Origin of the sequence: Streptomyces sp. NPDC092369, from assembly GCF_044755245.1 — a bacterium.
Classification (GTDB): Bacteria; Actinomycetota; Actinomycetes; order Streptomycetales; family Streptomycetaceae; genus Streptomyces.
Map to the genome: position 1 here is coordinate 555,815 of NZ_JBIVQP010000003.1, position 26,982 is coordinate 582,796.

Here is a 26,982-nt window from a genome sequence, read left to right on the forward strand (position 1 = left end):
GCGGCGGAGCCGCACATCGATACAGCCCCGCGCCCCTGACGAGGCGCCCCGGTGCGCGGCACCTATTGGCCCAGCTTGGCGGGCGATCCCGCCACCCTCCTCCTAATGTGGCGATTAGTCCGCTTTGCGGCTCCGACTCCCCCTCACGGAGGTCTCCATGTCCCTGCGTCACACCCTCACCCGCCTCTCCATAGCCGCGGCCTCCGGTGCGCTTCTCGCGTCCGTCGCCGCCACTCCCGCGCTGGCCGACGACGACTGGGACGGCGGTGACGACCCGGGGGTCAGCAGGCAGGACGACGGCTTCGACAACCGCGGGGACTGGAACGACCACCAGAACAGCCCCCGGCTGTACCGGGGTGTCGTGACGGCGAGTGAGCTGCTGCTGCGCAGCGCGCCGAACCGGGGCGGACAGGTGATCCGGGTGGCCTACCGGGGCGACCACGTCAAGATCTTCTGCAAGACCCAGGGGCAGAACATCCAGGGCAACCGGAACTGGTACCTCCTCACCGACGGCACGTGGGCCTGGGGTTCGGCCAGGTACATCAAGACGCTCGGGCCCTCGCCACGCTGGTGCTGACGCCCTGAGGTCACAACACGCACTATTTGGGTAGGTTCCGGACATGACGAAGGCCGGAATCACCGTGGTGGCGGCGGATGCTCCCGCTCCCGCGGTCCGCCTGCCCCGACGCCGTGGCATCGAACTCGCCCTCATCGTCCTGGCCGTACTGCTCTCGGTGTACGGCTACTGCGCTGTCGGCCTCGCCAAGCACGGCACCGTCCCGCCCGGCGCCGCCGGTTACGGCGCCGGGCTCGGCGCGCTCGCGCTGCTCGCGCATCTCGCGGTGCGCGTGCGCGCCCCGTACGCCGATCCGCTGCTGCTGCCGATCGGTGTGCTGCTCAACGGGGTCGGCCTGGTGCTGATCTACCGGCTGGACCTGGAGACACCGGGCGATCGCGCGGCTCCCACCCAACTCGTCTGGTCCGCGCTGGGCGTGACCCTGTTCACCGTCGTCGTGCTGGCCCTGCGTGACCACCGGGTGCTCCAGCGGTACGCGTACGTGTCCGTGGTCGGCGCGCTCGGCCTGCTGCTCCTGCCGATCTTCTTCCCGGCGGTCAACGGCGCCCGCATCTGGCTGCGGATCGCCGGATTCTCCATCCAGCCGGGCGAGTTCGCGAAGGTGCTCCTCGCGATCTTCTTCGCCGCCTACCTGGCGGCCAACCGCAACGCCCTCGCCTACGCCGGCCGCCGTGTGGGATGGCTCCAACTGCCCACCGGGCGCGTGCTGGGCCCGATCGTCGCCGTCTGGCTGCTGAGCGTCGGCGTCCTGGTGCTCGAACGTGACCTCGGCACCTCGCTGCTGTTCTTCGGCCTGTTCGTCGTCCTCCTCTACGTCGCCACCGGCCGCACCGGCTGGATCGCGGTCGGCCTGCTGCTGGCCTCGCTCGGCGCGGTGGCCGTCGGCTGGCTGGAACCGCACGTGCACAGCCGGGTGCAGGACTGGCTGCACCCCTTCGCGTCGATCGAGGCCGGTCAGGGACCCAACCAACTCGCGCAGTCCCTCTTCGCGTTCGCGGCCGGCGGAGTCCTCGGCACGGGCCTGGGCCTGGGCCACTCCATCCTGATCGGCTTCGCCGCCAAGTCGGACTTCATCCTGGCGACGGCCGGCGAGGAACTGGGCCTGGCCGGGCTCTCCGCGCTCTTCATCCTCTACGGCCTGCTGGTGGAGCGCGGCTTCCGGGCGGGCCTCGCCCTGCGCGACCCCTTCGGCCGGCTGCTCGCCGTCGGCCTGGCGTCGATCGTCGCGCTCCAGGTGTTCGTGATCGCGGGCGGGGTGACCGGGCTGATCCCGCTCACCGGCATGGCGATGCCCTTCCTCGCCCAGGGCGGCTCCTCGGTGGTCACCAACTGGGCGATCGTGGCGCTGCTGATCCGCATCAGCGATTCGGCGCGCGGCCAGTACGACGGTGAGGCGGACCGGTGACGCGGCACATCGAGGTGGGCCCATGACGCGGTACATCCGGCACGCGGCCGTCTTCTGCGCCCTGCTGCTGGTGGCGCTCCTGGTCAACGCCACCCGCATCCAGGTCTTCCAGGCCCAGTCCTACGACGACAATCCCGCCAACCGGCGGCCCGGCATCGCCCGTTGGGAGCAGCGGCGCGGCGACATCCTGGTGGAGGGCGGGAAGATCACCGGCTCCCGGGACACCGGCGAGCAGCTCCGCTACGAACGGACGTACACGGACGGGCCGTTGTACGCGCCGGTCACCGGCTTCGCCTCGCAGGTGTACGGGACGTCGTTCCTGGAGCACTCCGAGGACGCGGTGCTGGCCGGGACCGATCCGATGCTCACGCCGTTCCCGCTGTGGAACGAGCTCACGCGGGCGCAGAGCCCGGGCGGGAACGTCGTCACGACCCTGGACCGGGCCGCGCAGCGGGCGGCGTTCGAGGGGCTCGGTGGGCGCAAGGGGGCGGTGGCGGCGGTGGAGCCGGCGACCGGGCGGATCCTGGCGCTGGTGTCGACACCCTCGTACGACCCGGGCGTGCTGTCGGGCAACTCCGCGGCCACGGAGCGGTCCTGGGCGCGGCTGAACGGCGATCCGGACAAGCCGATGCTCAACCGGGCGATCCGGCAGACGTATCCGCCGGGGTCGACCTTCAAGGTGGTCACCGCCGCGGCCGCGCTGGACGCCGGGGTGATCACGGACGTGGACGCGCCGACCGACTCCCCCGCGCCCTACACGCTCCCCGGCACCACCACCTCCCTCACCAACGAGTCCGACGGATGCGAGGACGCCTCGCTGCGGACCGCCTTCGAGTGGTCGTGCAACACGGTGTTCGCCAAGTTGGGCGCGGACGTGGGGGTTTCGGACATGGCGGCGACGGCGGAGGGCTTCGGTTTCAACGACGAGGGGCTGCGCGTCCCCTTCTCGGTCGCGCCGAGCACCTTCGACACCTCCGTCGACAAGGCGCAGTTGGCGCTGTCGTCGATCGGGCAGTACAACACGCGGGCCACGCCGTTGCAGATGGCGATGGTCGCGGGGGCGGTGGCCAACGGCGGGCAGGTGCGGACGCCGTACCTGGTGGAGCGGACGACGACGGACGACGGGGACACGGTCGGGTCGGCGGGCTCGCGGCCGGTCCGCCAGGCCATGCACCCGGCCACCGCGGTCCGGATGAAGGAACTGATGGAGGACGTCGTCACGGAGGGCACCGGCACGAACGCCGCCATCCCGGGCGCCGTCGTCGGCGGCAAGACCGGCACCGCCCAGCACGGCATCGGCAACTCCGGTACGCCGTACGCCTGGTTCGTGTCCTGGGCGCAGGGCGAGCGGGACATCGAGCCGAAGGTCGCGGTGGCGGTGGTGGTGGAGGACGCCTCGGCGGTCCGCGGCGACATCACGGGAGGCGGGGTGGCGGCGCCGATCGCCCGGGCGGTGATGGAGGCGGTGCTCACTCCGTGAGATATCCGGTACCGGGGCGATCGGTCGCTACCTAGCGTTCGGTCCATGACGTCATCGACGGCGACAGCCGCCCACCAACTCGCCCAGGTCAACATCGGCCGCCTCAAGGCCCCTTTGGACTCACCCCAGTTGAAGGACTTCGTCGACAACCTCGACCCCGTGAACGCCGACGCGGACAGCGCCGACGGTTTCGTGTGGCGCCTGGAGAGCGAGTCGGGCAACGCGACCGACGTACCCGTCCTCGGGGACGAGTGGCTGATCATCAACATGTCGGTGTGGCGGGACGTCGACGCCCTGACGGCGTACATGTACGAGGGGCGCCACCGCGCGATGCTGGCCCGCCGCCGGGAGTGGTTCGAGCGGGTGCGGGAGGCGATGGTGGCCCTGTGGTGGGTGCCGGCCGGACACCGGCCGACGGTCGCGGAGGCGGAGGAGCGGCTGCTGCACCTGCGCGCCAACGGACCCACGCCGTACGCCTTCACACTGCGCGCGCCATTTCCCGCCACAAGTGACGCCCAGGGGATTGACGAGCTTGCTGACAGGCAGTCTCATAAGACACGGAGGATGTGACCCCGGGTAACAAGGTGGGAGAACCATGACGACCCAGACGGAAGCCGTCGACCTGGCCGGTCTGCGTGACGCGCTCGGACTGCTCAAGGACCGGGAGCAGGTGGCCGAGCGGTTGCTCGACTCCTCCGCCAAGCACTCCTTCGACCCGGACAAGGAGCTCGACTGGGACGCGCCCTTCGAGGAGGGCAAGTGGTTCTGGCCGCCGGAGCTGGTGTCGCTGTACGACACGCCCCTGTGGAAGCGGATGGGCGAGGAGCAGCGCATCCTGCTCTCCCAGCACGAGGCCGCCGCGCTCGCCTCGCTCGGCATCTGGTTCGAGCTGATCCTGATGCAGCTGCTGGTGCGGCACGTGTACGACAAGGCGGCCACGAGCGCGCACGTGCGGTACGCGCTGACCGAGATCGAGGACGAGTGCCGGCACTCCAAGATGTTCGCCCGGCTGATCTCGCGGGGCGGCACGCCCTGGTACCCGGTGAGCCGCGTGCACCAGAACATGGGGCGGCTGTTCAAGACCATCTCCACCACGCCGAGCTCCTTCACCGCCACGCTGCTCGGCGAGGAGGTCCTCGACTGGATGCAGCGGCTGACGTTCCCGGACGAGCGCGTGCAGACCCTGGTCCGGGGCGTCACCCGCATCCACGTGGTGGAGGAGGCGCGACACGTCCGGTACGCCCGTGAGGAGCTGCGGCGCCAGATGGTGACGGCGCCGAGGTGGTCCCAGGAGTACACCCGGGTCACCTCCGGCGAGTTCGCCCGGATCTTCTCGGTGGCCTTCGTGAACCCCGAGGTCTACGCCAACGTCGGCCTCGACAAGCGCGAGGCCATGGCCCAGGTGAAGGCCAGCGGCCACCGCCGGGAGGTCATGCAGACGGGCGCGAAGCGTCTGACCGACTTCCTGGACGACATCGGGGTACTGCGGGGCGCGGGGCGGCGGCTGTGGAAGGCGTCCGGATTGCTGGCGTAGGAGGGCGGAGGCGGCGGCCGAGGTGCGGTTACGCTGCGAGGCATGACCCCGCCCGCCGCCACCCCCGCCTACCGTCGGCTCAGTGTCGAGGAGCGGCGCAGTCAGCTCCTCGACGCCGCGCTGTCCCTCTTCGCGCACCGCGTCCCCGAGGACGTGTCCCTCGACGACGTGGCGGAAGCGGCCGGAGTCTCCCGCCCCCTGGTCTACCGGTACTTCCCGGGCGGCAAGCAGCAGCTCTACGAGGCCGCCCTCAGGTCCGCCGCCGACGAACTCCGGCAGTGCTTCGACGAGCCCCGCGACGGCGACCTGCTGCCCCGCCTGTCCCGTGCCCTGGACCGGTATCTCGCCTTCGTCGACCAGCACGACGCCGGTTTCAGCGCGCTGCTCCAGGGCGGCAGCGTGGTCTCGACGTCCCGGACGACCGCCATCGTGGACGGCGTGCGCAGGGCCGCCGCCGAGCACATCCTCAGCCACCTCGGCGTCGCCGATCCCAGTCTGCCGCTGCGGATGACCGTACGGATGTGGATCACGGCGGTCGAGGCGGCCTCCCTGATCTGGCTGGACGAGGGCAAGCAGCCGCCGGTGGAGGAGCTGCGGGACTGGCTGGTGGAACAGTTCGCGGCCGTCCTGTCGGTGACCGCGAACCGGGACCCGCAGACCGCGGCCCTGGTCGAGGCGCTGGCCGGGGGTGTCTGACACTGGTGCCGTGAAGAGCGAAGACACCCCCTTCGAGGGCGGCCCGATGGACGGCCGGGTGCTGCCGGTCCTGGTCGGCGCCACCGGGCACCCGCCCAGGACCTACCGCATCCCGGTCCCGGACGCGGCCGGCGGCCCGCCCACGGTCCACGTCTACCGCCGCGTGCCGCGCGGCTTCAGCAAGCGGCTCGGCCTGCAGAAGGGCTGGAAGTACGCGTACGACCCCGAGGGCAGGGCGACCGACAGGCTCAGGTGGCCCTGGTCCAAGCCGGACGCCACGCCGGGCGGCAAGCCGGACGACACCGACGGGTGACGAGGTTGGGCCAAGCCGCCCACACCCGGCGCGCGCGGTCCGCGTCCGCGTCTGAAGCTCACGGTGCGGGGCAGAGGGGCTGCCCGCACCGGAGGTGATGACGTGTCAGGAAGGCTTCTGCGTCTGGTGTGTACGGCGGCGGTGGCGGCCGGCACCGTCCTGGCGCCGCTGCCCGCGGCGGCCGTGCCCGAGCCCGACCCCGGTGAGCGGCCCGTCTCCCAGCTGCTGACGGACCTTCAGAAGCTGTACCGGGAGGCCGAACAGGCCACCGAGACGTACAACGCCACCGAGGAGAGGCTGCGCAAGCAGCACGCCGAGGTCGACCGCCTCGACCGCGAGCTCGCCCGCACCCGCCTCTCGCTGCACGACAGCCGGGGCGCGGCAGGCCGGCTCGCCCGACAGCAGTACCAGAACAGCACCGACATCTCCCCGTACGTCCGTCTGCTCCTCGCCCGCAACCCCCAACAGGCCCTCGACCAGGGCCATGTGATCGAGCAGGTCTCCCGGGAACGCGCCGAGACCCTCGGCCGCCTCACCGGCACCGAGAAGAAGGCCGACGCACTGGCCCGCAAGGCCCGCAAGGCCCTCGACGACCGGCTCTCCCTCGCCGCACGCCAGAAGAAGGACCGCGACGAGGTGCTGGGGCGCCTCAAGGACGTACAGGAACTGCTCGTCGCCCTCTCCCCCCAACAGCTCGCCGACATCGCCGAGTTGGAGGAGAAGGACGCGGACAGGGCCCAGCGGCAGCTCGTCGCGTCCGGCGCCCTCAGCGACGAACACGAACCCTCACGCGAGGGCGACCGGGCCGTGCGGTACGCCGTGCAGCAGCTGGGCAAGCCGTACGAGTGGGGCGCGGAGGGCCCGAAGACGTACGACTGCTCGGGCCTGACGTCCCAGGCCTGGGCCCACGCGGGCGCCCCGATCCCCCGGACCAGCCAGGAGCAGTGGGCCCAGCTGCCGAGGATCCCGCTGCGGGAACTCCGCCCGGGCGACCTGGTGATCTACTTCCCCGAGGCCACCCACGTGGCGATGTACCTGGGCGAGGGCCTGATGATCCAGGCCCCCAGGACGGGCGAGAAGATCAAGGTCTCCCCGGTGGCGTCGTTCCCGATCCTGGGAGCAGTACGTCCGGACGAGGTTCAGGCCGCGCCCGCGACCGAGCCCAGGTAGGCGTTGGTCTTCTCCGGCTCGTAGAAGAAGTTCTCGAAGTCGGCCGGGTCGTTGAACGCGTTGGCGAACCGGTCGGCGACGGGCTGCAACTGCCCTGCCGCACCGATGAGGTTGAGGATGTGCTCCGGCGGCGGAGCCAGCATCGCGTTCGTCCACTTCGTGACGTGCCGCGCCGTCTCCCAGTAGCGCTCGAACGTCGCCCGCATCCACTCCTCGTCGAACTCCTTCTCGCCCTGGTCGAGGATCGAGGCGAGATACGAAGCCGCGCACTTGGACGCGGAGTTGGAGCCCTGGCCGGTGATCGGGTCGTTCGCCACGACGACGTCCGCGACGCCGAGGACCAGGCCCCCGCCGGGCAGCCTGCCGATCGGATTGCGGACGGTCGGCGCGTACCGGCCCGCCAACGTGCCACCGGCATCCGTGAGTTCGGCCTTCGTGGCCCGCGCGTACTCCCACGGCGTGAACTTCTCCATGAGTTCCAGGGTCAGGGAGAGGTGCTCGGCCGGGTCCTTGACGCCGTTGAAGACGTCGAGCGGGCCGCCGGGTATGCCCTCCCAGAAGAGGATGTCCGCGCGGCCGGAGGTGGTGAGCGTCGGCATGACGAACAACTCGCCGACACCCGGGACCAGGTTGCAGCGGACCGCGTCGAACTCCGGGTGCTCCGGACGCGGGCCGAGGCCGTGGACGTAGGAGACGGCCAGGGCCCGCTGCGGCTCGCTGTAGGGCGAACGGGACGCGTCCCGGCCGAACATGGAGACCAGCTCGCCCTTGCCCGCCGACACCATCACCAGGTCGTAGGTACGGGCGAAGTAGTCGAGGTCGGAGACCGCCGCGCCGTGGATGACCAGTTGGCCGCCGCGCTGCGCGAACGTCTCCATCCAGCCGGCCATCTTCACCCGCTGGTCGACCGACTGCGCGTACCCGTCGAGCCTGCCCACCCAGTCGATGGCCCGCTGGGTCGGACCGGGGTCGTGCGAGCCGGGGGCCGCGACCGAGACGCCGAGTCCTTCGATCTTCGGGGCCTGGGACTCCCAGAAGTTCAGCTGGAGATCGCGCTCGTGCTGCAGTGCCGTATGGAACATGCACTGCGTCGACATGACCCGGCCGGAGCGGATCTCGTCCGCCGTCCGGTTCGACATCAGGGTGACCTCGTACCCGTTCGACTGGAGTCCGAGGGCGAGTTGGAGGCCGGACTGGCCGGCTCCGACGACGAGTATCTTCCGCATGCGGGTGGTGTCTCCTAAAGGGCGGTCACTCGGGGGTGACGTCCAGGGCGTGGCCGACGAGGGACAGAAGGGTCTCGATCGCCGAGATCCGCCGGCGCGCATCCATGATCATTACAGGTATGTGCGCGGGGATCGTCAACGCCTCCCGTACGTCCTCGGGTTCGAACCGCTCGCTGCCGTCGAAGTGGTTGACCGCGACGACGTACGGCAGCCCGCAGCTCTCGAAGTAGTCGAGCGCGGGGAAGCAGTCCTTGAGGCGTCTGGTGTCGGCGAGGACGACCGCGCCGATCGCGCCGCGCACCAGGTCGTCCCACATGAACCAGAACCGCTGCTGCCCCGGCGTGCCGAACAGGTAGAGCACCAGGTCGTCGTCGAGCGTGAGGCGGCCGAAGTCCATGGCCACCGTGGTGGTCGACTTGCCGGGCGTGCCGGAGAGATCGTCGGTCTCCTCGCTCGCCTCGGTCATCAGCGCCTCGGTCTGCAGGGGCGTGATCTCCGACACGGCGGTGACCAGCGTCGTCTTGCCGACGCCGAAGCCGCCCGCCACCACGATCTTCGTGGCCACGGGGGCACGGGTGCGGTCCGTCTGCCAGGACCGCAGGTGCTCCTCGTCATCGGGGAGCGGGGTGACGCCGAAGGAGGCGGCGGCGTCAGAGACGACGGAGTCCACTCAGCACCCTTTCCAGCAGAGCGCGGTCGGGACGGCCCGTACCGTGACCGGTACCGGTGCCGTACACACGGATCTTTCCCTGGTCCGCGAGATCGCTCAGGAGCACGCGGACCACACCGAGCGGCATCTTCAGCAGCGCGGCGATCTCGGCCACCGTGCGCATACGGCGGCACAGTTCGACGATGGCCCGCATCTCCGGCATGACCCGGGTGTTGAGGGAACCATTCGTCAACTCCTTGCGCTCCTCGGGCGCTTCGAGCGCCGCGACGAACGTCTCCACGAGGAGTACGTGACCGAAGCGGGTACGCCCGCCGGTGAGCGAGTAGGGACGGACGCGGGCGGGTTTGCGCTCGCCGCCGCGTACCGGGAGCTTCTTCGGCTCGCTGCTCATCGGGTGCTCCCCGTCGACTCGGACCCCTCGGATTCCTCGGACTCGATGGACTTCCGCAGTTCGCTGCGGAGTTCGGGCGTCAGCGCGTGGCCGGCCCGGCCGACGAAGAGTGCCATGTGGTACGCCACGACGCTCATGTCGCAGTCGGCGGAGCCGTGCACGCCGAGCAGTGAGCCGTCGCTGATCGACATCACGAAGAGGCTGCCCTCGTCCATCGCGACCATCGTGTGCTTCACCGGGCCCGAGTCCATCAGCTTCGCGGCGCCGACGGTGAGGCTGCCGATGCCGGAGACGATGGTGGCGAGGTCGGCGGCGGAGCCGCGGGGTCCGGTGCGCTTGGTCTCCAGGGCTTCCCTGGCCTCCGTGTTCCGTCCCGGGTCGGAGGAGAGGAGGAGCAGGCCGTCGGAGGAGACGACCGCGACGGACTGGATGCCGGGGACCTCTTCGACCAGGTTGGTCAGTAGCCAGTGCAGGTTTCGGGCTTCACTGCTCAGTCCGAAGGTACTGGGCGCGGTCAACTGCTTGCCTCCTCGACTGTGCCCCCCGTGGCTGCGTCGGATGTGGGTGATCCGGTGGCCGGTTGCTTGGTCTGGCCTGCCTGTTCGGCCTGTTCGGCGATCTCCGCCTGTACGTCTCGGTGGCCTGCCTGGGCGCCTTGGCGGAACCCGCCGAGTCTCCTGCGGAGGGCTTCCGGGTCGACGCCGGTGCTTCGCTGGCGTGGGGTGTGGGTGGGGGCGGTGATTTTGGGGGTGCGCTTCGGTAGGCCCTTGGCTGTGACGGGGTCTTCGTCCGCGTCGGGGCCGTCGGGTGTGCGGGTGTGGTCCGCCTCGGCTTCGCCTTCGGCGGGATTGCTCCCACCCGCACCACCCGTGCGACTTTCGTCGCCGGGTGCGGGTGGCCCCTGTGGGGCGAATTCGCCATCGGCGGCCGACGGGTGGTGGGCGGGGGCAGCGGCGGACGACGGGTGCGCGGGAGGCGTGGGCGAATCCGGTGACGGTGTCGGGGTCGGGACCAGCAACTCCATCGTCATTTCCGACGGGCGCTCCGGGGGCTCCGTACTCGCCTGCGCATGCGCCTCCGTACCCGTCTCCGCGTGTTCCATCGCCTTCTCCGCCAGTTCGACCAGGGGGTCGTCCGGCTTGGGGCGGGTGTGGAGGACGTTGGAGTTGGCTTCGGCGTCGGCGCCCGGGAGGGAGAAGGTGTGGGTGCCGCCCGGGACCGGGGACTTGGCCGGGGCGGAAGGGACCGCTGCCGTGGAGGCCGCGGCCAGGAGAGGGCTCGGGACCACCACCACCGCTGCCACTCCGCCCTGCTTCTGCTCGCGGAGTTGGACTCGGGTGCCGTGGCGGTGGGCGAGGCGGGCGACGACGTAGAGGCCGAGGCCCAGGCCGTCCTCGCCCTCCTGGTCATAGGGGGAGTCCGGGTCGAACTCGGCCAGGCGGGTGTTGAGGCGGGTCATGCGCTCGGGGGCCATGCCGATGCCCTCGTCCTGGACGGAGAGCATGACCTCGCCGCTCTCCAGGAGCCAGCCGGAGACCTCGACGGGGCGGTCCGGCGGCGAGAACGAGGTGGCGTTCTCCATGAGTTCGGCCAGCAGGTGGGAGAGGTCGTCCGCGGCGAAGCCGGCCACATGGGCGTGCGGCGGGAGGGCCGCGATGCGGACCCGCTCGTAGCGCTCGATCTCGCTGACCGCGGCGCGTACGACGTCCACGAGCGGGACCGGGCCCGCGCTCTGCTGGACGTGTTCGGTGCCGGCGAGGACCAGGAGGTTCTCGCTGTGGCGGCGCATGACCGTGGCGAAGTGGTCGAGCTTGAAGAGGGTGGAGAGCCGGTCGGGGTCCTGCTCGCGCTCCTCCAGGCTCTCGATCACGGTGAGTTGACGCTCCACCAGGCCGAGCGTGCGCAGGGCGAGGTTGACGAAGGTGGAGCCGATGCTCGCCCGCAGGCGCTCCAACTGACCCGCCGCGTCGGCGACTTCGGTGCGCAGCTCCTCGCGGGCGTCGGCCATCCGCTGGCGCTGGCCGACCAGGTGCTTGCGGTCGGACTCCAGAGTGGTGACGCGCTCGTGGTGGGCGACCGCGTGCGCGTGCAGGGCGTTGACGGAGCGGACGACCTGGGCGAACTCGTCGTTGCGGCCGGTGAAGGTGATGGGTTCCTCGGCCGCCGGGTTCTCCGCCTGGGCGAGGCGGGCCGAGCCGCGGCGCAGCACGGAGAGCGGCCGGGTGAGGGTGCGGGCCATCGCGGTGGCGACGCCGATGGTGAGCAGGACCAGCGCGCCGAGGGCGGCGATCCGGATCTCCAGCGCGGTGACGTCGTCGTCGCGCAGCTGGGCGAGTTCCTTGCTGCGGCGCTCGTAGAGGCCGGACTCGGCGCCGCGCATCAGGTCGACGCGGGCGGAGAGCGCTGCGTCGGCCTTCTTCACGCCGGTGGACAGTTCGTCGTCGGTCAGCGTGGGCTGGTCGGTGAGGGTGGCGAGGTACTTCTCGGCGGAGTTGACCTCGGCGCCGGTGACCGTGGAGTCGTAGGACTCGCGGGCGGCCTTGGGCGCGGTGTCGCGGAAGTCGGCGAGGGCCGAGTCGGAGCGCAGCCGGGCCTGTTGGGCGGCCGCGGTCAGGGCGTCGCGCGTCTTGGTGTCGGCGGCCGAGGAGGTGGTCGTCGTGGTCGGCAGGCCGGTGACGGGGTCGACGGCGCTCTGCGTGCTGCGCGGCACGTTCAGCGCGGCGAGGAGCAGTCCGCGGGCGGCGGCGGCCTGCTGGACGGCGGAGTCCAGCTCGGCGAGGGCGTACCCGCCGGAGCTCGCGCGCGTGGGCATCCGCTCGGCCAACTCCTCGGCGAGTCGGTGCAGTTCGGTGATCGCGGCGGAGTAGGCGTTGTGCGCTTCCAGGGCGCTGCTCTGCCCGGTGAGCGCGGCGCGGCGCAGGGGCGCGATGCCGTCGAGGTCGGTGCGGAGCGCGGCGGGCAGGTCGGTGTCGGCGCGCAGATCCTGGACCTGACGGTCGACGCGGGTGCCGCTGTCCTCGGAGGGGGCCTTGGACTTGGGCCGTCCGGCGGCGATGTACGAGGTCACCTCGTCGCGCTCGTCGGCGAGCGAGTGGGCCAGCGAGAGGGCGTCCTGGGTCTGCTCGGCGAACGTCACCAGGTCCTGGGAGTCGCTCAGTTGCCCGGACGCGGTGAGGACGGTGGGCGCCCCGGCCCCGGCGACGGCGGCGGCCACGACCGCCACGGCGACGATCAGCCGGTTGCGTACGTGGGTGGGGCGGCCCTTGCCGGTGACGGTCTCGGGGGCGCGTTCCGCGCTCCCTGTGGAGGCCGTCTGCTTGCCTGTGCGACGAGGCCGCGTCTTCTGCACCGGTGCTCGCATTCCTGACTCGTGATACCCAAGGGCCGGGTGACGTTCCGCCACTTCCCGCCGACTGTGCGTACACCCTCCCCCATGGTCCCGGCCGAGCGGGCGCAGGGGGTGTCCCCACCGGTCCCCGACCCTCCCATGCCGGTGGGCGGTGGTCGCGCATCACCGGACCCGCCACCCGAAGGAGTGAACATCGGAGGGGAGTTGGCGGGCAAGTTCCTCCGGCACTTCGAACGGCCGCCCGCGGCGGGCCGGTTGGACGTCCGCGGCGGGCGGTGGCACTATGTGCCGCCACGCGTTCCGCGATCATCGGATTCCACCCCAAAACTGGCTTCTGACCTGCGCGGGTGTGTCAACTCCGCGACCGGTGCCAGCCTTTGGTGAAGCCTGTGAAGACGTCGTGCAGACTGGCCGGATGCGTACGGAACTTGTATCGGAACCCGGCGATCCGGCCCGCCCCAACGAGGACTTCGCGAGCGTCACGCTGCCCGCCTCCGGCCAGGGTGGCTCGCTGGTCGTCCTGGACGGGGTGACACCGCCGAGGGACGGCACGGGGTGTCTGCATTCCGTCCCCTGGTTCACGGCCCGGCTCGGTGGCGCGCTGACCGAACTGACCGTTTCCCTCCCGGATGTTCCGCTCACCGAGGCCCTGTCCCGCGCGATCACCCGCACCGCGGCGGCCCACGCGGACATCTGTGACCTTTCTCACCCACGCACCCCACAGGCCACAGTGGTCCTCGCCCGCTGGTCGGCCGAGTCGGTCGAGTACCTGGTCCTGTCGGACTCCGCGCTCCTGGTCGAGTCCCCGGCGGGCTCGGTCACCCCTCTCCTCGACGACCGCATCGCCCGCCTCCCCCGCTCCGCCCTGGCCACGGACGCGCTGGTGGACTCCGCGGTCCGCAACAAGGAGGGCGGCTTCTTCACGGCGGCCACGGATCCCTCGGTGGCCGGGCGCGCGGTGACCGGCACACTCCCCCGCGCGGAGGTCCGCACCCTGGTGGCCCTGACCGACGGGGCGACCCGCTGGGTGGAGAAGTTCCACGAGGGCGACTGGGAGGACTGCTTCAGGTTCGTCCGCAAGGAGGGGGCGGCGGCCCTGGTCGCCCGGGTGCGGGCCCTCGAAGTCGCGGACACCGAGCGGGTGTTCCTGCGGCGGAGCAAGACCCACGACGACGCGACGGTGGTGTTCGCGGAGGTGTGAGGGGGACGGCGGGAAGAACCCGTGCGGGGGTGGTCGCGGTACGCGGGCGCTGATTCCGGGTGCCGCCCCCGGCTCCTGATTCCGGGCGCCGCCCCCGGCTCCTGTTTCCGGGCGCTACTTCTCCACCTGCCGGTTCAACTGCGCCAGCAGCCGCGCCAGTTCCGAGACCTCCCGCCGGTCCCAGTGGGCGAGCTGGCTGACGTACCGGGCGCGGCGGGCGTCGCGGACCTTGGCCACCCGGCCGCGGCCCTCCTCGGTGAGGTCGACCAGCCAGGCGCGGCCGTCGGCGGGGTCGGGCTCGCGGGCGATCAGGCCGAGCTCCTCCAGGGCGCGCAGCTGGCGGGACATGGTGGCCTTGCCGACGCCGATGTAGGCCGCAAGTTCGGTGGCCCGCTGCCGGCCGCGCTCGTCGAGGCGTACGAGGAGGCCGTACGCGGCGGTCTCCAGGTCGGGGTGGACCTCGCGGGCCATCTCACCCTGACTGGCCCGGGCGCGCCGGAGCAGGACCGTCAGTTCGCGCTCCAGGGACAGGTACTCCTGGTCGGCGCCGCTCGGTGCCGCCTGTGCCTCCACACGGTGTTCGTCACCGATTGTGCCTTCGTCCACGTCAGCCCCTGCCTTGCTGTTCCGGGGTTTCCCGGTCCTGAAAGTTTCCGCCGAACACTGTCGTCTCCGCAGCTCGGCAAGTATTTCGCAGGGCTAGACCAACGGCAGCCTCTGGCCCCTCTTCCCACCTGCTCGTCCAGCTGCGTAGCGTCTCCGTCAGCCCTTGACTGGCATGCTCACGCCAGCAGAGGCCGTTCCCCCCACCTCTCCCTCGGAGGCACGCCATGCCCGTGCACAGACCCGGATCGGCCCGCCCAGGACACCTCTCCCCCACCGTCCTCACCTTCCTCGCCGGACTCCTGCTCGCCGCCCTCACCGTCGTGCTCGCCGTCCCGGCCTCCGCCGCCGACACCCCCGCCCGGGGCTCCGCCCGTATGGGCATCGGCGTCCTCTCCCACGACGGCAGCGCCGGCACGCCGGTTCCCGGTGACGCCACCCAGACCGAGGGCGTCGACGTCTCCGGCTACCAGGGCAACGTCGCCTGGGCGACCCTGTGGAGCAGCGGGGTCCGGTGGGCGTACAGCAAGGCGACGGAAGGCACGTACTACACGAACCCCTACTTCGCCCAGCAGTACAACGGCTCCTACGACGTCGGCATGATCCGCGGCGCGTACCACTTCGCCACCCCCGACACGACCAGCGGCGCCACCCAGGCCAACTACTTCGCCGACCACGGCGGCGCCTGGTCCCGGGACGGCAGGACCCTCCCCGGCGTCCTCGACATCGAGTGGAACCCCTACGGCGCCGCCTGCTACGGCAAGACCACGGCCGCGATGGTCAGCTGGATCGCCGACTTCCTGAACACCTACAAGGCCCGCACGGGCCGTGACGCCGTCATCTACACGGCGACCAGCTGGTGGACCCAGTGCACCGGGAACTACGCCGGCTTCGCCACCGCCAACCCGCTCTGGATCGCCCGGTACGCCACGGCCCCGGGGACGCTGCCGGCCGGCTGGAGCTACTACACGATGTGGCAGTACACCTCGTCCGGACCGACCGTCGGCGACCACGACAAGTTCAATGGGGCCCTCGACCGGGTGGTGGCGCTGGCCAACGGCTGAGGCGCGCACGGCATAGGAGAGCGCAGGAAAAAGGCGCGAGAAAAAGGCCCGGGCCTCCCTCACGGGACCCGGGCCTTCCCCTATCCGATGCCGTCCGTCACGCCGCCACCGGAACCTCCGACTCCGTCTCCGCGCCGTTGGTGGCCGGCGACAGGGCCAGTTCCAGGACCTGCCGGACGTCGGTCACGGCGTGGACGTCGAGCTTGTCCAGGACCTCCGCGGGGACGTCGTCCAGGTCGGGTTCGTTGCGCTTGGGGATGATGACGGTGGTGACACCCGCCCGGTGCGCGGCCAGCAGCTTCTGCTTGACGCCGCCGATCGGGAGCACCCGGCCGGTCAGCGAGACCTCGCCCGTCATGGCCACGTCCGTGCGGACGAGCCGCCCCGACAGGAGCGACGCCAGGGCCGTCGTCATGGTGACGCCGGCGCTCGGGCCGTCCTTGGGGACCGCGCCCGCCGGGAAGTGGATGTGCACGCCGCGGTCCTTCAGGTCCGCGACCGGCAGTTCCAGTTCGGCTCCGTGCGAGCGCAGGAAGGACAGCGCGATCTGCGCCGACTCCTTCATCACGTCGCCCAGCTGACCGGTGAGGGTCAGACCCGCCGCGCCCGTCTCCGGGTCCGCGAGGGACGCCTCGACGAACAGGACGTCTCCGCCGGCTCCGGTGACCGCGAGGCCGGTGGCGACACCCGGGACCGCCGTACGGCGCTCGGCCGGGTCCTGCGCCGACTCCGGGACGTGGTGCGGGCGGCCGATCAGGTCGCGCAGCTCCGCGTCCGTGACGGTGAACGGCAGCTCCCGCTCGCCCAGTTCGTGCTGCGCCGCGACCTTGCGGAGCAGCCGTGCGATGGAGCGCTCCAGGGTGCGGACGCCCGCCTCGCGCGTGTACTCACCGGAGAGCTTGCGCAGCGCGCTCTCGTCGATGACCACCTCGTCCTCGTTCAGACCCGCCCGCTCCAGCTGGCGCGGGAGCAGGTGGTCGCGGGCGATGACGACCTTCTCGTCCTCGGTGTAGCCGTCCAGCCGGACCAGTTCCATCCGGTCCAGGAGGGCCTCCGGGATGGCTTCGAGCACGTTGGCCGTCGCCAGGAAGACCACGTCGCTCAGGTCGAGCTCGACCTCCAGGTAGTGGTCGCGGAAGGTGTGGTTCTGCGCCGGGTCCAGGACCTCCAGCAGGGCCGCCGCGGGGTCGCCGCGGAAGTCCGAGCCGACCTTGTCGATCTCGTCCAGCAGGACGACCGGGTTCATCGAACCGGCCTCCTTGATCGCCCGGACGATCCGGCCGGGCAGCGCGCCGACGTACGTACGCCGGTGCCCGCGGATCTCCGCCTCGTCGCGGACACCGCCGAGGGCGACACGGACGAACTTGCGGCCCATGGCGTGCGCGACGGACTCGCCGAGCGAGGTCTTGCCGACGCCGGGCGGGCCGACGAGGGCCAGGACGGCACCGCCGCGCCGGCCGCCGATGACGCCCAGACCGCGGTCGGTACGGCGCTTGCGCACCGCCAGGTACTCGGTGATGCGCGCCTTCACGTCCTCCAGGCCGGAGTGCTCGGCGTCGAGGATCGCCTTGGCGCCCCGGATGTCGTACTCGTCCTCGGTCCGCTCGTTCCACGGCAGTTCGAGGACCGTGTCCAGCCAGGTGCGGATCCAGGAGCCCTCGGGGGACTGGTCGCTGGACCGCTCCAGCTTCTCGACCTCCTTGAGCGCGGCCTCACGGACCTTCTCGGGCAGGTCGGCGGCCTCCACGCGGGCGCGGTAGTCGTCGGACTCCTCGCCCTCCTGCTCGCCGTTCAGATCGCGCAGCTCCTTGCGGACCGCCTCCAGCTGGCGGCGGAGCAGGAACTCGCGCTGCTGCTTGTCGACGCCCTCCTGGACGTCCTTGGCGATCGTCTCGGCCACGTCCTGCTCGGCGAGGTGGTCGCGCAGCTGCTGGGTGGCGAGCTTGAGGCGGGCGATCGGGTCGCCGGTCTCCAGCAGCTCGATCTTCTGCTCGGTGGTGAGGAACGGCGAGTAACCGGAGTTGTCCGCGAGCTGGCCCACGTCGTCGATGGCCTGGACGCGGTCCACGACCTGCCAGGCGGCGCGCTTGCGCAGCCAGGCGGTGGCGAGGGCCTTGTACTCCTTCACAAGTTCGGTGACGTGACCGGGCAGCGGCTCGGGCACGGTCTCCTCGATCCGGGTGCCCTCGACCCACAGGGCGGCACCCGGTCCGGTGGTACCGGCGCCGATCCGGACCCGTCCGCGGGCGCGGATCAGGGCACCGGGGTCACCGTCGGCCAGCCGGCCGACCTGCTCCACGGTGCCGAGCACGCCGGTGCTCGGGTAGGTCCCGTCGATCCGTGGGACCAACAGCACCCGCGGCTTTCCTGGCTCGTTGCGGGCGGCGGCCTGCGCGGCCTCCACGGCGGCACGTACATCGGTGTCGTTCAGGTCCAGCGGAACCACCATGCCGGGCAGCACGACCTCGCCGTCGAGCGGCAGCACGGGCAGGGTGAGCGGTGTGGACGTCGAAGCCATGATCTCCCCTTCGGCATTCAAGTTGAGCTATGCCGACTCAATGCGTGGCGCTTCGCGGATGTTCCCGGTCCACTGTTCGCTGTGAGCAAACCGGCGTTGAGCTGGACGTTTACTGAGGGCTGCGCCCCCAGACCCCCCTTCGGCCCTTAAGGGGCCTCGTCCTCAAACGCCGGACGGGCTGAGTTTGTGCCGGGCCGCATTTGAGGGGTGTCGCCGGTCCAGGGTTGCGTAATACTCTGAGTGCTTGATCGATCCTTACTGGAGGACGAAACGTGAACGACCTCGTGCGCGCCTGGGTGGACGGATGGGTTCTGTCTCGCGGAGCAGCCCCGCCCGTCGAAGAACCGTGGGGGTGGAGCGTCGACGTGGGGCAGGTCGAGCAGGTCTCCCGGAGGGTGCTGGGGGACATCGGCGCCGACGTCGAGGAAGCCGTCGTACGGAAGGTGGCGGACTCCGTGACGGGCTACGGCGTCTGGCTGAAGGTCTTCGCGGATCCGGCGCTGGTACGGGGGTGGCTGGGCCCGGGGTGGTGGATCGACCCGGAGCCTGGGTTCCTGATGTCGGTGCCCCTGACTCGGGACGCGCCGCCGGCCGCGCCGGACGGCTACCGGCTGCGCACCTGGAGCCGCGGCCCGGTCACCCAGGCAGTGGTGACGGCCCCGGACGGTGCTCTGGCGGCCCGCGGGCAGGTCGGCGTCAGCGGGGCGACGGCCGTCGTGGACCGGGTGGAGACCGCCGAGGCCCACCGCCGCAAGGGCCTGGGGGGCCTCGTCGTACGCACCCTCCAGGCGACCGCGGCCGAACAGGGCGCACGGACAGGCGTCCTCGCGGGCACCCCCGACGGACGAGCACTGTACGAACACCTCGGCTGGACCACGACCGCACTCCTGACGAGCGCCAAGTTCACCGGCTGAGGGTTCCCCGCCATCGTCGAACCACCGGCCACATCGCCACCCCTATGGCCAGCGAGATCACATGCCCCCAGTTCGTCAGAGGATCCGTGAACTCGATCAAGTCCTCGATCAGCGAGCCGCCGAACAGCACGAGCAACGGCCATCGCACCCACGGGGACACCAGTCCGGCCAGAGCACCGACGCTCGTGGCGACGCCGAAGCTGATCCCGTAGTCCATCCGGTGCAGCGAGCTGTCCGGAAGGTGCCCGACCAGCACCGCGAGCCCCACCGGGACCTCGGTCGCGAGGGTCGCCAGGACGTGGCCGGCCAGGAAGACGACCGCCGTACGCGCTCCGCCTATCCGTCGCTCCAGCGCGGTCAGGACGAGCAGGAAGAGGACGGCGTACGGCGTGACGATCCCGCCCGCGATCCACAGCGCGCTGGTGAGCAGCACGAACACCGGCGTCCGCAGGAGGTGGTCCACGTCCGTGCTGGAGCCCTGGTGGAGGGCGTGCACAAGAGAGGGGGCGGCGTCGGCGACGATCAGCGACGTGAGGGCGAGGACCACCGCGAAGCCGAAGGTGAACGGTGTGCCGGTGGGGGTGGGGAGGAGACGCAGGACGCGCGGGACGCGAAGGGCTTGCGCCGGGGGTGTCGCTGCCGGCGTTCCTTGCATGTCACCGGCGGACGCGGCACAGCGGCTCCGCTGCCTCGGTACTCCGTCCAGCAGGCCGGAGGCCTTCGCGTCGGCCGGTGGGGCGGGATCCACGGTGAGGCACTCCTTCCGTTTCGTCCCAGCCTTCGACGCCCCGGGGCCCCCTGTCTATGACGAGCGCCACGTGGGGGGTGATTCTCAGGAAGCTCTCAAGCTTCCGGCGCGTCCGGCGGCCATGGGTGGTCAACCCCTCATTCCCGTGGCCGTAAAGCCGAGTTCGTGCAGGATGGGCTGATGACCGCCTTCTATGACAGCCCAGTGGTCCTGGACCGGCGCGAGGGACCGTACGGCGAGGTCGTGCTGCGTCGGCACGGCGACCTGCTGCAGATCATCGCCAACGGGTGCTTCCTGATGGACACCTCGGACGGCCGTTCGGAGCGGCTGCTGGTCGACGCGGCGCTCTCCGCGCTGGACGGCCGGGAGCGGCCGGAGCTGCTGATCGGCGGGCTCGGCGTCGGCTTCTCGCTCGCACACGCGGCAGCGAACCCGCGTTGGGGCGCGATCACGGTCGTGGAGCGGGAGCACGCCGTCGTGGACTGGCATCTGGACGGGCCGCTGTCCGGTATTTCGGACAGGGCGATCGCCGATCCGCGCACCCGCATCACCGAGACCGACCTGCTCGATCACGTCAATGAGACGTGCGACACGTATGACGCGCTGTGCCTGGACATCGACAACGGCCCGGACTGGACCGTCACGGAGGGCAATGACGGGCTCTACTCGGCGGCCGGACTCGCAGGCTGCGCACGGGTGTTGAGGCCTGGTGGGGTGCTCGCGGTGTGGTCCGCGCAGCCCTCTCCGGAATTTGAAGGAACACTGCGGAATGCCGGGTTCCAACGGGTGCGTACCGAAGAGATCCCGGTTGCCCGGGGAGTTCCGGACGTCGTGCACCTCGCTGTCCGACCTGGATAGCCGTGGCACCGTTACTCCCCGTACCCTGCTGCCCTGGCGCGGATCATTCAAGCGTCAATCGCAAGCATGCCCAGGCATGGGCAGCCAAGGGATCACCCCACGGATTCCGGAAAGCAACTCAGGGGCGGGCGATGGAGCAGACACACACCGCACACAACGGCACAGCGACGACCCCGGGCGCACAGCGCCGGGTACTGGTGGTCGAGGACGACCCGACGATCGTCGACGCCATCGCGGCCCGCCTGCGCGCCGAAGGTTTCGTCGTGCAGACCGCGAGCGACGGCCCGTCGGCCGTCGACACGGCCGAGGCCTGGCAGCCCGATCTGCTGATCCTCGACATCATGCTGCCCGGCTTCGACGGCCTGGAGGTCTGCCGACGTGTGCAGGCCCAGCGCCCGGTGCCGGTGCTGATGCTGACCGCGCGCGACGACGAGACCGACATGCTGGTCGGGCTCGGGGTCGGCGCCGACGACTACATGACCAAGCCGTTCTCGATGCGCGAGCTGGCCGCGCGGGTGCACGTCCTGCTGCGCCGGGTGGAGCGGGCCGTGGTGGCCGCGTCCACCCCGCGCTCGGGCATCCTGCGCCTGGGCGAGCTGGAGATCGACCACGCACAGCGCCGGGTACGGGTGCGCAGCGAGGACGTGCACCTCACCCCCACCGAGTTCGACCTGCTGGTCTGCCTGGCCAACACCCCGCGCGCGGTGCTCTCCCGTGAGCAGCTGCTGGCCGAGGTGTGGGACTGGGCGGACGCCTCCGGCACCCGGACCGTCGACAGCCACATCAAGGCGCTGCGCCGGAAGATCGGCGCCGAGCGGATCCGCACGGTGCACGGTGTGGGCTACGCGCTGGAGACACCGACGCCATGAGCGACGGGCGGCCGACCGCACGGAGGAGCCCCGGGGAGGAGCCCTGGGGCGGCGTACGCCCGTTCTCGATCAAGACCAAGCTCGGCGGCCTCGTCGTCATCTCGGTGCTGATCACCACCGGTCTGTCCATGATCGCGGTGCACACCAAGACGGAACTCCGCTTCATCACGGTCTTCTCGATGATCGCCACACTGCTGATAACGCAGTTCGTGGCCCATTCGCTCACCGCCCCGCTGGACGACATGAACACGGTCGCCCGGTCCATCTCGCACGGCGACTACACCCGCCGGGTGCGCGAGAACCGGCGCGACGAGCTCGGTGACCTGGCCCAGACGATCAACGTCATGGCCGACGAGCTGGAGGCCCAGGACCGGCAGCGCAAGGAGCTGGTGGCGAACGTCTCGCACGAGCTGCGCACGCCCATCGCCGGCCTGCGGGCGGTCCTGGAGAACATCGTGGACGGCGTCTCGCCCGCCGACCCCGAGACCATGCGCACGGCCCTGAAGCAGACGGAGCGCCTGGGGCGGCTGGTGGAGACGCTGCTCGACCTGTCCCGCCTGGACAACGGCGTCGTACCGCTGCGCAAGCGGCGGTTCGAGGTGTGGCCGTACCTCTCGGGCGTCCTGAAGGAGGCCAACATGGCCGTGCCCGCGCGCGCGGGCATCGCCTCGGGCTCCGGGAGTCACACCCGTACCGACGTCCATCTGCACCTCGACGTCTCGCCGCCGGAGCTGACCGCGCACGCGGATCCGGAGCGGATCCACCAGGTCGTGGCGAATCTCATCGACAACGCGGTCAAGCACAGCCCGGCGCACGGCCGGGTGATCGTGAAGGCGCGGCGCGGGACGCTGCCGGAGTCGCTGGAGCTGGAGGTCCTGGACGAGGGTCCTGGCATCCCGCGCTCCGAGTGGCACCGGGTCTTCGAACGCTTCAACCGGGGCGGCGCGGGCACCTCCAAGGGTCCGGGCAGCGACGGGGGTACGGGACTCGGTCTTGCGATCGCCAGTTGGGCCGTGGATCTGCACGGCGGCCGGATCGGAGTGGCCGAATCCGAGCGGGGGTGCCGGATCCTCGTCACCCTTCCGGGAGAGACTTCCGTACCAAGTTGACGTAAAGTCCGATCCGGAACTTCAAGATCCAGGTGCGTCCGCGCTGACGGGCACGTGTGATCTGCGACAGGCCCGCCCGTTCAGTGCGCAGGGCCTGCGTTCGCGCGTTCCGGCCACCCCGTTCCGGAGCGGAACCACGCTTGTTTCCCGCCATTTCACGGCCCGAAACACGATTTCCGGTGTGACTTACACGACGATGAACCGGCCCGGCCTGACCTTCGCGGTCAGGGGGGCGTAGCCTTAATTCCCGCTGTCCATCACCTTGTGAAGCGGAAGAGGGCGGTTGCCGCCGTGTCGTCACAGTCCCCCAGTAACTCGACCATCTCGACCGAGTCCGACCAAGCAACGGGGAAGAACCCCGCTGCCGCGTTCGGCCCCAACGAGTGGCTCGTCGACGAGATCTATCAGCAGTACCTCCAGGATCCGAACTCGGTGGACCGAGCCTGGTGGGACTTCTTCGCCGACTACAAGCCGGGCGCCGCTGCCGCCCCGACTTCGGCGGGCACTGCGGCCGCGGGGGCCGCAGCGACCACCCCGACGAACCCGGCTCCGGCTCCCGCTCCGGCGGCGCCCAGCGCTCCGGCCGCGGCCGCCCCGGCGGTTCCCGCGCCGGCCCCCGCGCCCCCGAAGCCCGCGGCCGCGGCTCCTGCGCCTGCCGCGGCCCCGGCCGCGAAGCCGGCCGCTGCTGCTCCGGCACCGGCTCAGGCGAAGCCCGCCGCGGCCAAGCCGGCCGCGCAGGCCGCGCCCGCCGAGGGCCCGGAGCTGGTGACGCTGCGCGGCCCCGCCGCCGCCGTCGCGAAGAACATGAACGCCTCGCTGGAGGTGCCCACGGCCACGTCCGTGCGCGCGGTCCCGGTGAAGCTGCTCTTCGACAACCGCATCGTCATCAACAACCACCTCAAGCGCGCCCGGGGCGGGAAGATCTCCTTCACGCACCTCATCGGGTACGCGATGGTGCAGGCCATCAAGGCCATGCCGTCGATGAACCACTCCTTCGCGGAGAAGGACGGCAAGCCGACCCTGGTCAAGCCGGAGCACATCAACTTCGGCCTCGCCATCGACCTGGTGAAGCCCAACGGCGACCGTCAGCTGGTCGTCGCGGGCATCAAGAAGGCCGAGACGCTCAACTTCTTCGAGTTCTGGCAGGCCTACGAGGACATCGTCCGCCGTGCCCGTGACGGCAAGCTGGGCATGGACGACTTCACCGGCGTGACGGTCTCCCTGACCAACCCCGGCGGCCTCGGCACGGTCCACTCGGTGCCGCGTCTGATGCCCGGCCAGTCGGTCATCATGGGCGTCGGCTCCATGGACTACCCGGCGGAGTTCCAGGGCACGAGCCAGGACACTCTCAACAAGCTCGGCATCTCGAAGGTCATGACGCTCACGTCGACCTACGACCACCGGGTCATCCAGGGCGCCGCCTCCGGCGAGTTCCTGCGGATCGTCGCCAACCTGCTCCTCGGTGAACAGGGCTTCTACGACGACATCTTCGAGGCGCTGCGCATCCCCTACGAGCCGGTCCGCTGGCTCAAGGACATCGACGCCAGCCACGACGACGACGTCACCAAGGCCGCCCGTGTCTTCGAGCTGATCCACTCCTACCGGGTCCGCGGCCACGTCATGGCCGACACCGACCCGCTGGAGTACCGCCAGCGCAAGCACCCCGACCTGGACATCACCGAGCACGGGCTCACCCTGTGGGACCTGGAGCGCGAGTTCGCGGTCGGCGGCTTCGCGGGCAAGTCCCTGATGAAGCTGCGCGACATCCTCGGCGTGCTGCGCGACTCGTACTGCCGCACCACCGGCATCGAGTTCATGCACATCCAGGACCCCAAGCAGCGCAAGTGGATCCAGGACCGCATCGAGCGCTCGCACACCAAGCCGGAGCGCGAGGAGCAGCTGCGCATCCTGCGCCGCCTGAACGCGGCGGAGGCCTTCGAGACCTTCCTGCAGACGAAGTACGTCGGCCAGAAGCGCTTCTCCCTGGAGGGCGGCGAGTCCGTCATCCCGCTGCTCGACGCGGTGCTGGACTCGGCCGCCGAGTCCCGCCTGGACGAGGTCGTCATCGGCATGGCCCACCGCGGCCGGCTGAACGTGCTCGCCAACATCGTCGGCAAGTCGTACGCGCAGATCTTCCGCGAGTTCGAGGGCAACCTCGACCCGAAGTCGATGCACGGCTCCGGCGACGTGAAGTACCACCTGGGCGCGAGCGGCACCTTCACCGGCCTGGACGGCGAGCAGATCAAGGTCTCGCTGGCCGCGAACCCGTCCCACCTGGAGACGGTCGACCCCATCATCGAGGGCATCGCCCGCGCCCAGCAGGACATCATCAACAAGGGCGGTACGGACTTCACGGTCCTGCCGGTCGCCCTGCACGGTGACGCGGCCTTCGCGGGCCAGGGCGTGGTGGCCGAGACGCTCAACATGTCGCAGCTGCGCGGTTACCGCACCGGCGGCACGGTCCACATCGTCATCAACAACCAGGTCGGCTTCACCGCCGCCCCGGAGTCCTCGCGCTCGTCGATGTACGCGACGGACGTGGCCCGCATGATCGAGGCCCCGATCTTCCACGTGAACGGCGACGACCCGGAGGCCGTGGTCCGCGTGGCCCGCCTGGCCTTCGAGTTCCGTCAGGCGTTCAACAAGGACGTGGTGATCGACCTCATCTGCTACCGCCGCCGCGGTCACAACGAGTCGGACAACCCGGCCTTCACCCAGCCCTTGATGTACGACCTGATCGACAAGAAGCGCTCGGTGCGCAAGCTCTACACCGAGTCCCTGATCGGTCGCGGCGACATCACCCTGGAAGAGGCCGAGCAGGCCCTCCAGGACTACCAGGGCCAGCTGGAGAAGGTCTTCACGGAGGTCCGCGAGGCCGTCACCGCCCAGCCGAGCGCGGGCCCGATCTCGGACCCGCAGGCGGAGTTCCCGGTCGCGGTGAACACCGCGATCTCCGCGGAGACCGTCAAGCGGATCGCCGAGTCCCAGGTCAACATCCCGGACTACTTCCACGTACACCCGCGTCTGCTGCCGCAGTTGCAGCGCCGGGCGGCGATGGTCGAGGACGGGACGATCGACTGGGGCATGGGCGAGACGCTGGCCGTCGGCTCCCTCCTGCTGGAGGGCACCCCGGTCCGGCTGTCCGGCCAGGACTCGCAGCGCGGCACCTTCGGCCAGCGGCACGCGGTCCTCATCGACCGTGAGACGGGCGCGGAGTACACCCCGCTGCAGTACCTCGCGGAGGAGCAGGCTCGCTACAACGTCTACAACTCCCTGCTGTCCGAGTACGCGGTCATGGGCTTCGAGTACGGCTACTCGCTCGCCCGTCCCGACGCGCTCGTGATGTGGGAGGCGCAGTTCGGCGACTTCGTCAACGGCGCGCAGACGGTGGTCGATGAGTACATCTCGGCGGCGGAGCAGAAGTGGGGCCAGACGTCCGGCGTCACGCTCCTGCTCCCGCACGGCTACGAGGGCCAGGGCCCGGACCACTCCTCGGCCCGTGTCGAGCGCTTCCTCCAGCTGTGCGCGCAGAACAACATGACGGTCGCGATGCCGACCCTCCCGTCGAACTACTTCCACCTCCTGCGGTGGCAGGTGCACAACCCGCACCACAAGCCGCTGGTGGTCTTCACCCCGAAGTCGATGCTGCGCCTCAAGGCCGCCGCGTCGAAGACGGAGGAGTTCACGTCGGGTCAGTTCCGCCCGGTCATCGGCGACTCGGCGGTCGACCCCGCCGCGGTCCGCAAGGTCGTCTTCGTCGCGGGCAAGCTGTACTACGACCTGGAGGCCGAGCGCACCAAGCGCGGCATCACGGACGTGGCGATCATCCGCGTGGAGCGCCTGTACCCGCTGCCGGGTGCCGAGCTCCAGGCGGAGGTCAACAAGTACCCGAACGTCGAGAAGTACCTCTGGGCCCAGGAGGAGCCGGCGAACCAGGGTGCCTGGCCGTTCATCGCCCTCAACCTGATCGACCACCTGGACCTCGCGGTCGGCGCGGACGTCCCGCACGGCGAGCGCCTGCGGCGCATCTCCCGCCCGCACGGGTCGTCCCCGGCGGTCGGCTCGGCGAAGCGGCACCAGTCGGAGCAGGAGCAGTTGGTGCGTGAGGTGTTCGAGGCGTGAGCCTGTGAACAGGCTTCGACACGTGTGACTGAGGGGCCCGTTCCCGGAGCGATCCGGGGGCGGGCCCTTCGGCGTGGACGGGCTCGAAGGAGTCCGGGCTCGACGAGGTGGCGGGCGTGCGCCCGCTCGCGCAGGTTGCGCAGGCAGTTGATGTTCCCGCGCCCT

At 70.7% G+C, this 26,982-nt stretch carries 23 protein-coding genes; 15 read left to right on the forward strand and 8 right to left on the reverse strand.

The features are described 5' to 3' along the window. The first annotated feature begins 157 nt into the window (after positions 1-157). The 8 genes from ACIQI8_RS19375 to ACIQI8_RS19410 all read left to right on the forward strand — a co-directional run bounded on the left by ACIQI8_RS19375 (position 158) and on the right by ACIQI8_RS19410 (position 7,175). Positions 158-577 carry an SH3 domain-containing protein gene (locus ACIQI8_RS19375; protein WP_402351733.1) on the forward strand — a complete coding sequence of 140 codons (420 nt, stop codon included), beginning with the start codon at positions 158-160 and terminating at the stop codon, positions 575-577. A gap of 43 nt (positions 578-620) precedes the next feature. Further along, positions 621-1,982 carry an FtsW/RodA/SpoVE family cell cycle protein gene (locus ACIQI8_RS19380; protein WP_402351736.1) on the forward strand — a complete coding sequence of 454 codons (1,362 nt, stop codon included), beginning with the start codon at positions 621-623 and terminating at the stop codon, positions 1,980-1,982. A 22-nt stretch (positions 1,983-2,004) separates the two neighbouring features. Continuing rightward, positions 2,005-3,462 (forward strand): peptidoglycan D,D-transpeptidase FtsI family protein, encoded by a 1,458-nt coding sequence (locus ACIQI8_RS19385; protein WP_402351739.1) that lies wholly within the window; start codon positions 2,005-2,007, stop codon positions 3,460-3,462. Between the two features lie 45 nt (positions 3,463-3,507). After that, positions 3,508-4,032 (forward strand): DUF3291 domain-containing protein, encoded by a 525-nt coding sequence (locus tag ACIQI8_RS19390; protein ID WP_402351742.1) that lies wholly within the window; start codon positions 3,508-3,510, stop codon positions 4,030-4,032. A gap of 25 nt (positions 4,033-4,057) precedes the next feature. Then, the gene (locus ACIQI8_RS19395; RefSeq protein WP_402351745.1) at positions 4,058-4,996 is read left to right on the forward strand and encodes a diiron oxygenase; all 939 of its coding nucleotides are present in this window, start codon (positions 4,058-4,060) and stop codon (positions 4,994-4,996) included. 42 nt (positions 4,997-5,038) lie between these two features. Further along, positions 5,039-5,692: a TetR/AcrR family transcriptional regulator gene (locus ACIQI8_RS19400; protein ID WP_402351748.1), complete on the forward strand. Its 654-nt coding sequence runs from the start codon at positions 5,039-5,041 to the stop codon at positions 5,690-5,692. A gap of 10 nt (positions 5,693-5,702) precedes the next feature. Beyond that, positions 5,703-6,005 (forward strand): hypothetical protein, encoded by a 303-nt coding sequence (locus ACIQI8_RS19405; protein ID WP_402351751.1) that lies wholly within the window; start codon positions 5,703-5,705, stop codon positions 6,003-6,005. Positions 6,006-6,107: 102 nt separating this feature from the next. Further along, positions 6,108-7,175 carry a C40 family peptidase gene (locus ACIQI8_RS19410; RefSeq protein WP_402351754.1) on the forward strand — a complete coding sequence of 356 codons (1,068 nt, stop codon included), beginning with the start codon at positions 6,108-6,110 and terminating at the stop codon, positions 7,173-7,175. Here ACIQI8_RS19410 and ACIQI8_RS19415 read toward each other — a convergent pair. Genes ACIQI8_RS19415 through ACIQI8_RS19435 form a run of 5 tightly spaced genes read right to left on the reverse strand, consistent with a single transcriptional unit; the run spans position 7,145 to position 12,811 of the window. Next, complete coding sequence (locus tag ACIQI8_RS19415) at positions 7,145-8,401, reverse strand: styrene monooxygenase/indole monooxygenase family protein (protein WP_402351757.1); 1,257 nt, start codon at positions 8,399-8,401, stop codon at positions 7,145-7,147. The two genes, ACIQI8_RS19410 and ACIQI8_RS19415, sit on opposite strands and share 31 nt — an antisense overlap. 25 nt (positions 8,402-8,426) lie before the next feature. Further along, a complete protein-coding gene (locus tag ACIQI8_RS19420) occupies positions 8,427-9,071 on the reverse strand; it encodes an ATP/GTP-binding protein (RefSeq protein ID WP_123997779.1) in 645 nt (214 codons plus the stop codon). Next, entirely contained in the window at positions 9,052-9,462 is a 411-nt protein-coding gene (locus ACIQI8_RS19425) for a DUF742 domain-containing protein (protein ID WP_402351760.1), read from the reverse strand. The genes ACIQI8_RS19420 and ACIQI8_RS19425 overlap by 20 nt, the downstream gene beginning before the upstream one ends. Next, the gene (locus tag ACIQI8_RS19430) at positions 9,459-9,980 is read right to left on the reverse strand and encodes a roadblock/LC7 domain-containing protein (protein ID WP_402351763.1); all 522 of its coding nucleotides are present in this window, start codon (positions 9,978-9,980) and stop codon (positions 9,459-9,461) included. The genes ACIQI8_RS19425 and ACIQI8_RS19430 overlap by 4 nt, the downstream gene beginning before the upstream one ends. Further along, positions 9,977-12,811: a nitrate- and nitrite sensing domain-containing protein gene (locus tag ACIQI8_RS19435; protein WP_402351766.1), complete on the reverse strand. Its 2,835-nt coding sequence runs from the start codon at positions 12,809-12,811 to the stop codon at positions 9,977-9,979. Before ACIQI8_RS19435 ends, ACIQI8_RS19430 begins: the two co-directional genes overlap by 4 nt. Before the next feature lie 415 nt (positions 12,812-13,226). Between ACIQI8_RS19435 and ACIQI8_RS19440 the strand changes: the two genes are divergently transcribed. Next, on the forward strand, positions 13,227-14,012 hold the full coding sequence (locus tag ACIQI8_RS19440; RefSeq protein WP_402351769.1) for a protein phosphatase 2C domain-containing protein: 786 nt from the start codon (positions 13,227-13,229) through the stop codon (positions 14,010-14,012). Positions 14,013-14,126: 114 nt separating this feature from the next. Here ACIQI8_RS19440 and ACIQI8_RS19445 read toward each other — a convergent pair whose 3' ends face one another. Continuing rightward, a complete protein-coding gene (locus ACIQI8_RS19445; protein WP_402351772.1) occupies positions 14,127-14,618 on the reverse strand; it encodes a MarR family winged helix-turn-helix transcriptional regulator in 492 nt (163 codons plus the stop codon). 224 nt (positions 14,619-14,842) lie between these two features. On the opposite strand from ACIQI8_RS19445, the gene ACIQI8_RS19450 reads away from it, so the two are divergent. Then, on the forward strand, positions 14,843-15,679 hold the full coding sequence (locus tag ACIQI8_RS19450; RefSeq protein ID WP_402351775.1) for a lysozyme: 837 nt from the start codon (positions 14,843-14,845) through the stop codon (positions 15,677-15,679). Positions 15,680-15,776: 97 nt separating this feature from the next. Here the strand turns inward: ACIQI8_RS19450 and lon are convergent, their stop codons facing one another. Beyond that, entirely contained in the window at positions 15,777-18,197 is a 2,421-nt protein-coding gene (gene lon / locus ACIQI8_RS19455) for an endopeptidase La (RefSeq protein ID WP_402351778.1), read from the reverse strand. Between the two features lie 272 nt (positions 18,198-18,469). Between lon and ACIQI8_RS19460 the strand changes: the two genes are divergently transcribed. After that, positions 18,470-19,111, forward strand: a complete 642-nt coding sequence (locus tag ACIQI8_RS19460; protein ID WP_402351781.1) for a GNAT family N-acetyltransferase — start codon at positions 18,470-18,472, stop codon at positions 19,109-19,111. Here the strand turns inward: ACIQI8_RS19460 and ACIQI8_RS19465 are convergent. Beyond that, positions 19,101-19,859 carry a rhomboid-like protein gene (locus ACIQI8_RS19465; protein ID WP_402351784.1) on the reverse strand — a complete coding sequence of 253 codons (759 nt, stop codon included), beginning with the start codon at positions 19,857-19,859 and terminating at the stop codon, positions 19,101-19,103. The two genes, ACIQI8_RS19460 and ACIQI8_RS19465, sit on opposite strands and share 11 nt — an antisense overlap. Before the next feature lie 180 nt (positions 19,860-20,039). Here ACIQI8_RS19465 and ACIQI8_RS19470 point away from each other — a divergent pair, with 180 nt between their 5' ends. From ACIQI8_RS19470 to ACIQI8_RS19485, 4 genes are all read left to right on the forward strand, one after another. Then, entirely contained in the window at positions 20,040-20,717 is a 678-nt protein-coding gene (locus ACIQI8_RS19470; protein ID WP_402351787.1) for a spermidine synthase, read from the forward strand. A gap of 131 nt (positions 20,718-20,848) precedes the next feature. Beyond that, positions 20,849-21,586 carry a response regulator transcription factor gene (locus ACIQI8_RS19475; RefSeq protein WP_123997789.1) on the forward strand — a complete coding sequence of 246 codons (738 nt, stop codon included), beginning with the start codon at positions 20,849-20,851 and terminating at the stop codon, positions 21,584-21,586. Continuing rightward, positions 21,583-22,695, forward strand: coding sequence for an ATP-binding protein (locus ACIQI8_RS19480; protein WP_402351790.1), 1,113 nt, complete (start codon positions 21,583-21,585; stop codon positions 22,693-22,695). The genes ACIQI8_RS19475 and ACIQI8_RS19480 overlap by 4 nt, the downstream gene beginning before the upstream one ends. Positions 22,696-22,986: 291 nt before the next feature. Then, positions 22,987-26,817 (forward strand): multifunctional oxoglutarate decarboxylase/oxoglutarate dehydrogenase thiamine pyrophosphate-binding subunit/dihydrolipoyllysine-residue succinyltransferase subunit, encoded by a 3,831-nt coding sequence (locus ACIQI8_RS19485; protein WP_402351793.1) that lies wholly within the window; start codon positions 22,987-22,989, stop codon positions 26,815-26,817. Positions 26,818-26,982 lie beyond the last annotated feature (165 nt).

Excerpts from the sequence above, each read along its gene's own strand:
- ACIQI8_RS19390 (WP_402351742.1), top strand. The coding sequence starts at position 3,508 with ATGACGTCATCGACGGCGACAGCCGCCCACCAACTCGCCCAGGTCAAC.
- ACIQI8_RS19415 (WP_402351757.1), bottom strand. The coding sequence starts at position 8,401 with ATGCGGAAGATACTCGTCGTCGGAGCCGGCCAGTCCGGCCTCCAACTC.
- ACIQI8_RS19375 (WP_402351733.1), top strand. The coding sequence starts at position 158 with ATGTCCCTGCGTCACACCCTCACCCGCCTCTCCATAGCCGCGGCCTCC.
- ACIQI8_RS19470 (WP_402351787.1), top strand. The coding sequence starts at position 20,040 with ATGACCGCCTTCTATGACAGCCCAGTGGTCCTGGACCGGCGCGAGGGA.
- ACIQI8_RS19380 (WP_402351736.1), top strand. The coding sequence starts at position 621 with ATGACGAAGGCCGGAATCACCGTGGTGGCGGCGGATGCTCCCGCTCCC.
- ACIQI8_RS19475 (WP_123997789.1), top strand. The coding sequence starts at position 20,849 with ATGGAGCAGACACACACCGCACACAACGGCACAGCGACGACCCCGGGC.
- ACIQI8_RS19385 (WP_402351739.1), top strand. The coding sequence starts at position 2,005 with ATGACGCGGTACATCCGGCACGCGGCCGTCTTCTGCGCCCTGCTGCTG.
- ACIQI8_RS19395 (WP_402351745.1), top strand. The coding sequence starts at position 4,058 with ATGACGACCCAGACGGAAGCCGTCGACCTGGCCGGTCTGCGTGACGCG.
- ACIQI8_RS19400 (WP_402351748.1), top strand. The coding sequence starts at position 5,039 with ATGACCCCGCCCGCCGCCACCCCCGCCTACCGTCGGCTCAGTGTCGAG.
- ACIQI8_RS19450 (WP_402351775.1), top strand. The coding sequence starts at position 14,843 with ATGCCCGTGCACAGACCCGGATCGGCCCGCCCAGGACACCTCTCCCCC.
- ACIQI8_RS19440 (WP_402351769.1), top strand. The coding sequence starts at position 13,227 with ATGCGTACGGAACTTGTATCGGAACCCGGCGATCCGGCCCGCCCCAAC.
- lon (WP_402351778.1), bottom strand. The coding sequence starts at position 18,197 with ATGGCTTCGACGTCCACACCGCTCACCCTGCCCGTGCTGCCGCTCGAC.
- ACIQI8_RS19480 (WP_402351790.1), top strand. The coding sequence starts at position 21,583 with ATGAGCGACGGGCGGCCGACCGCACGGAGGAGCCCCGGGGAGGAGCCC.
- ACIQI8_RS19425 (WP_402351760.1), bottom strand. The coding sequence starts at position 9,462 with ATGAGCAGCGAGCCGAAGAAGCTCCCGGTACGCGGCGGCGAGCGCAAA.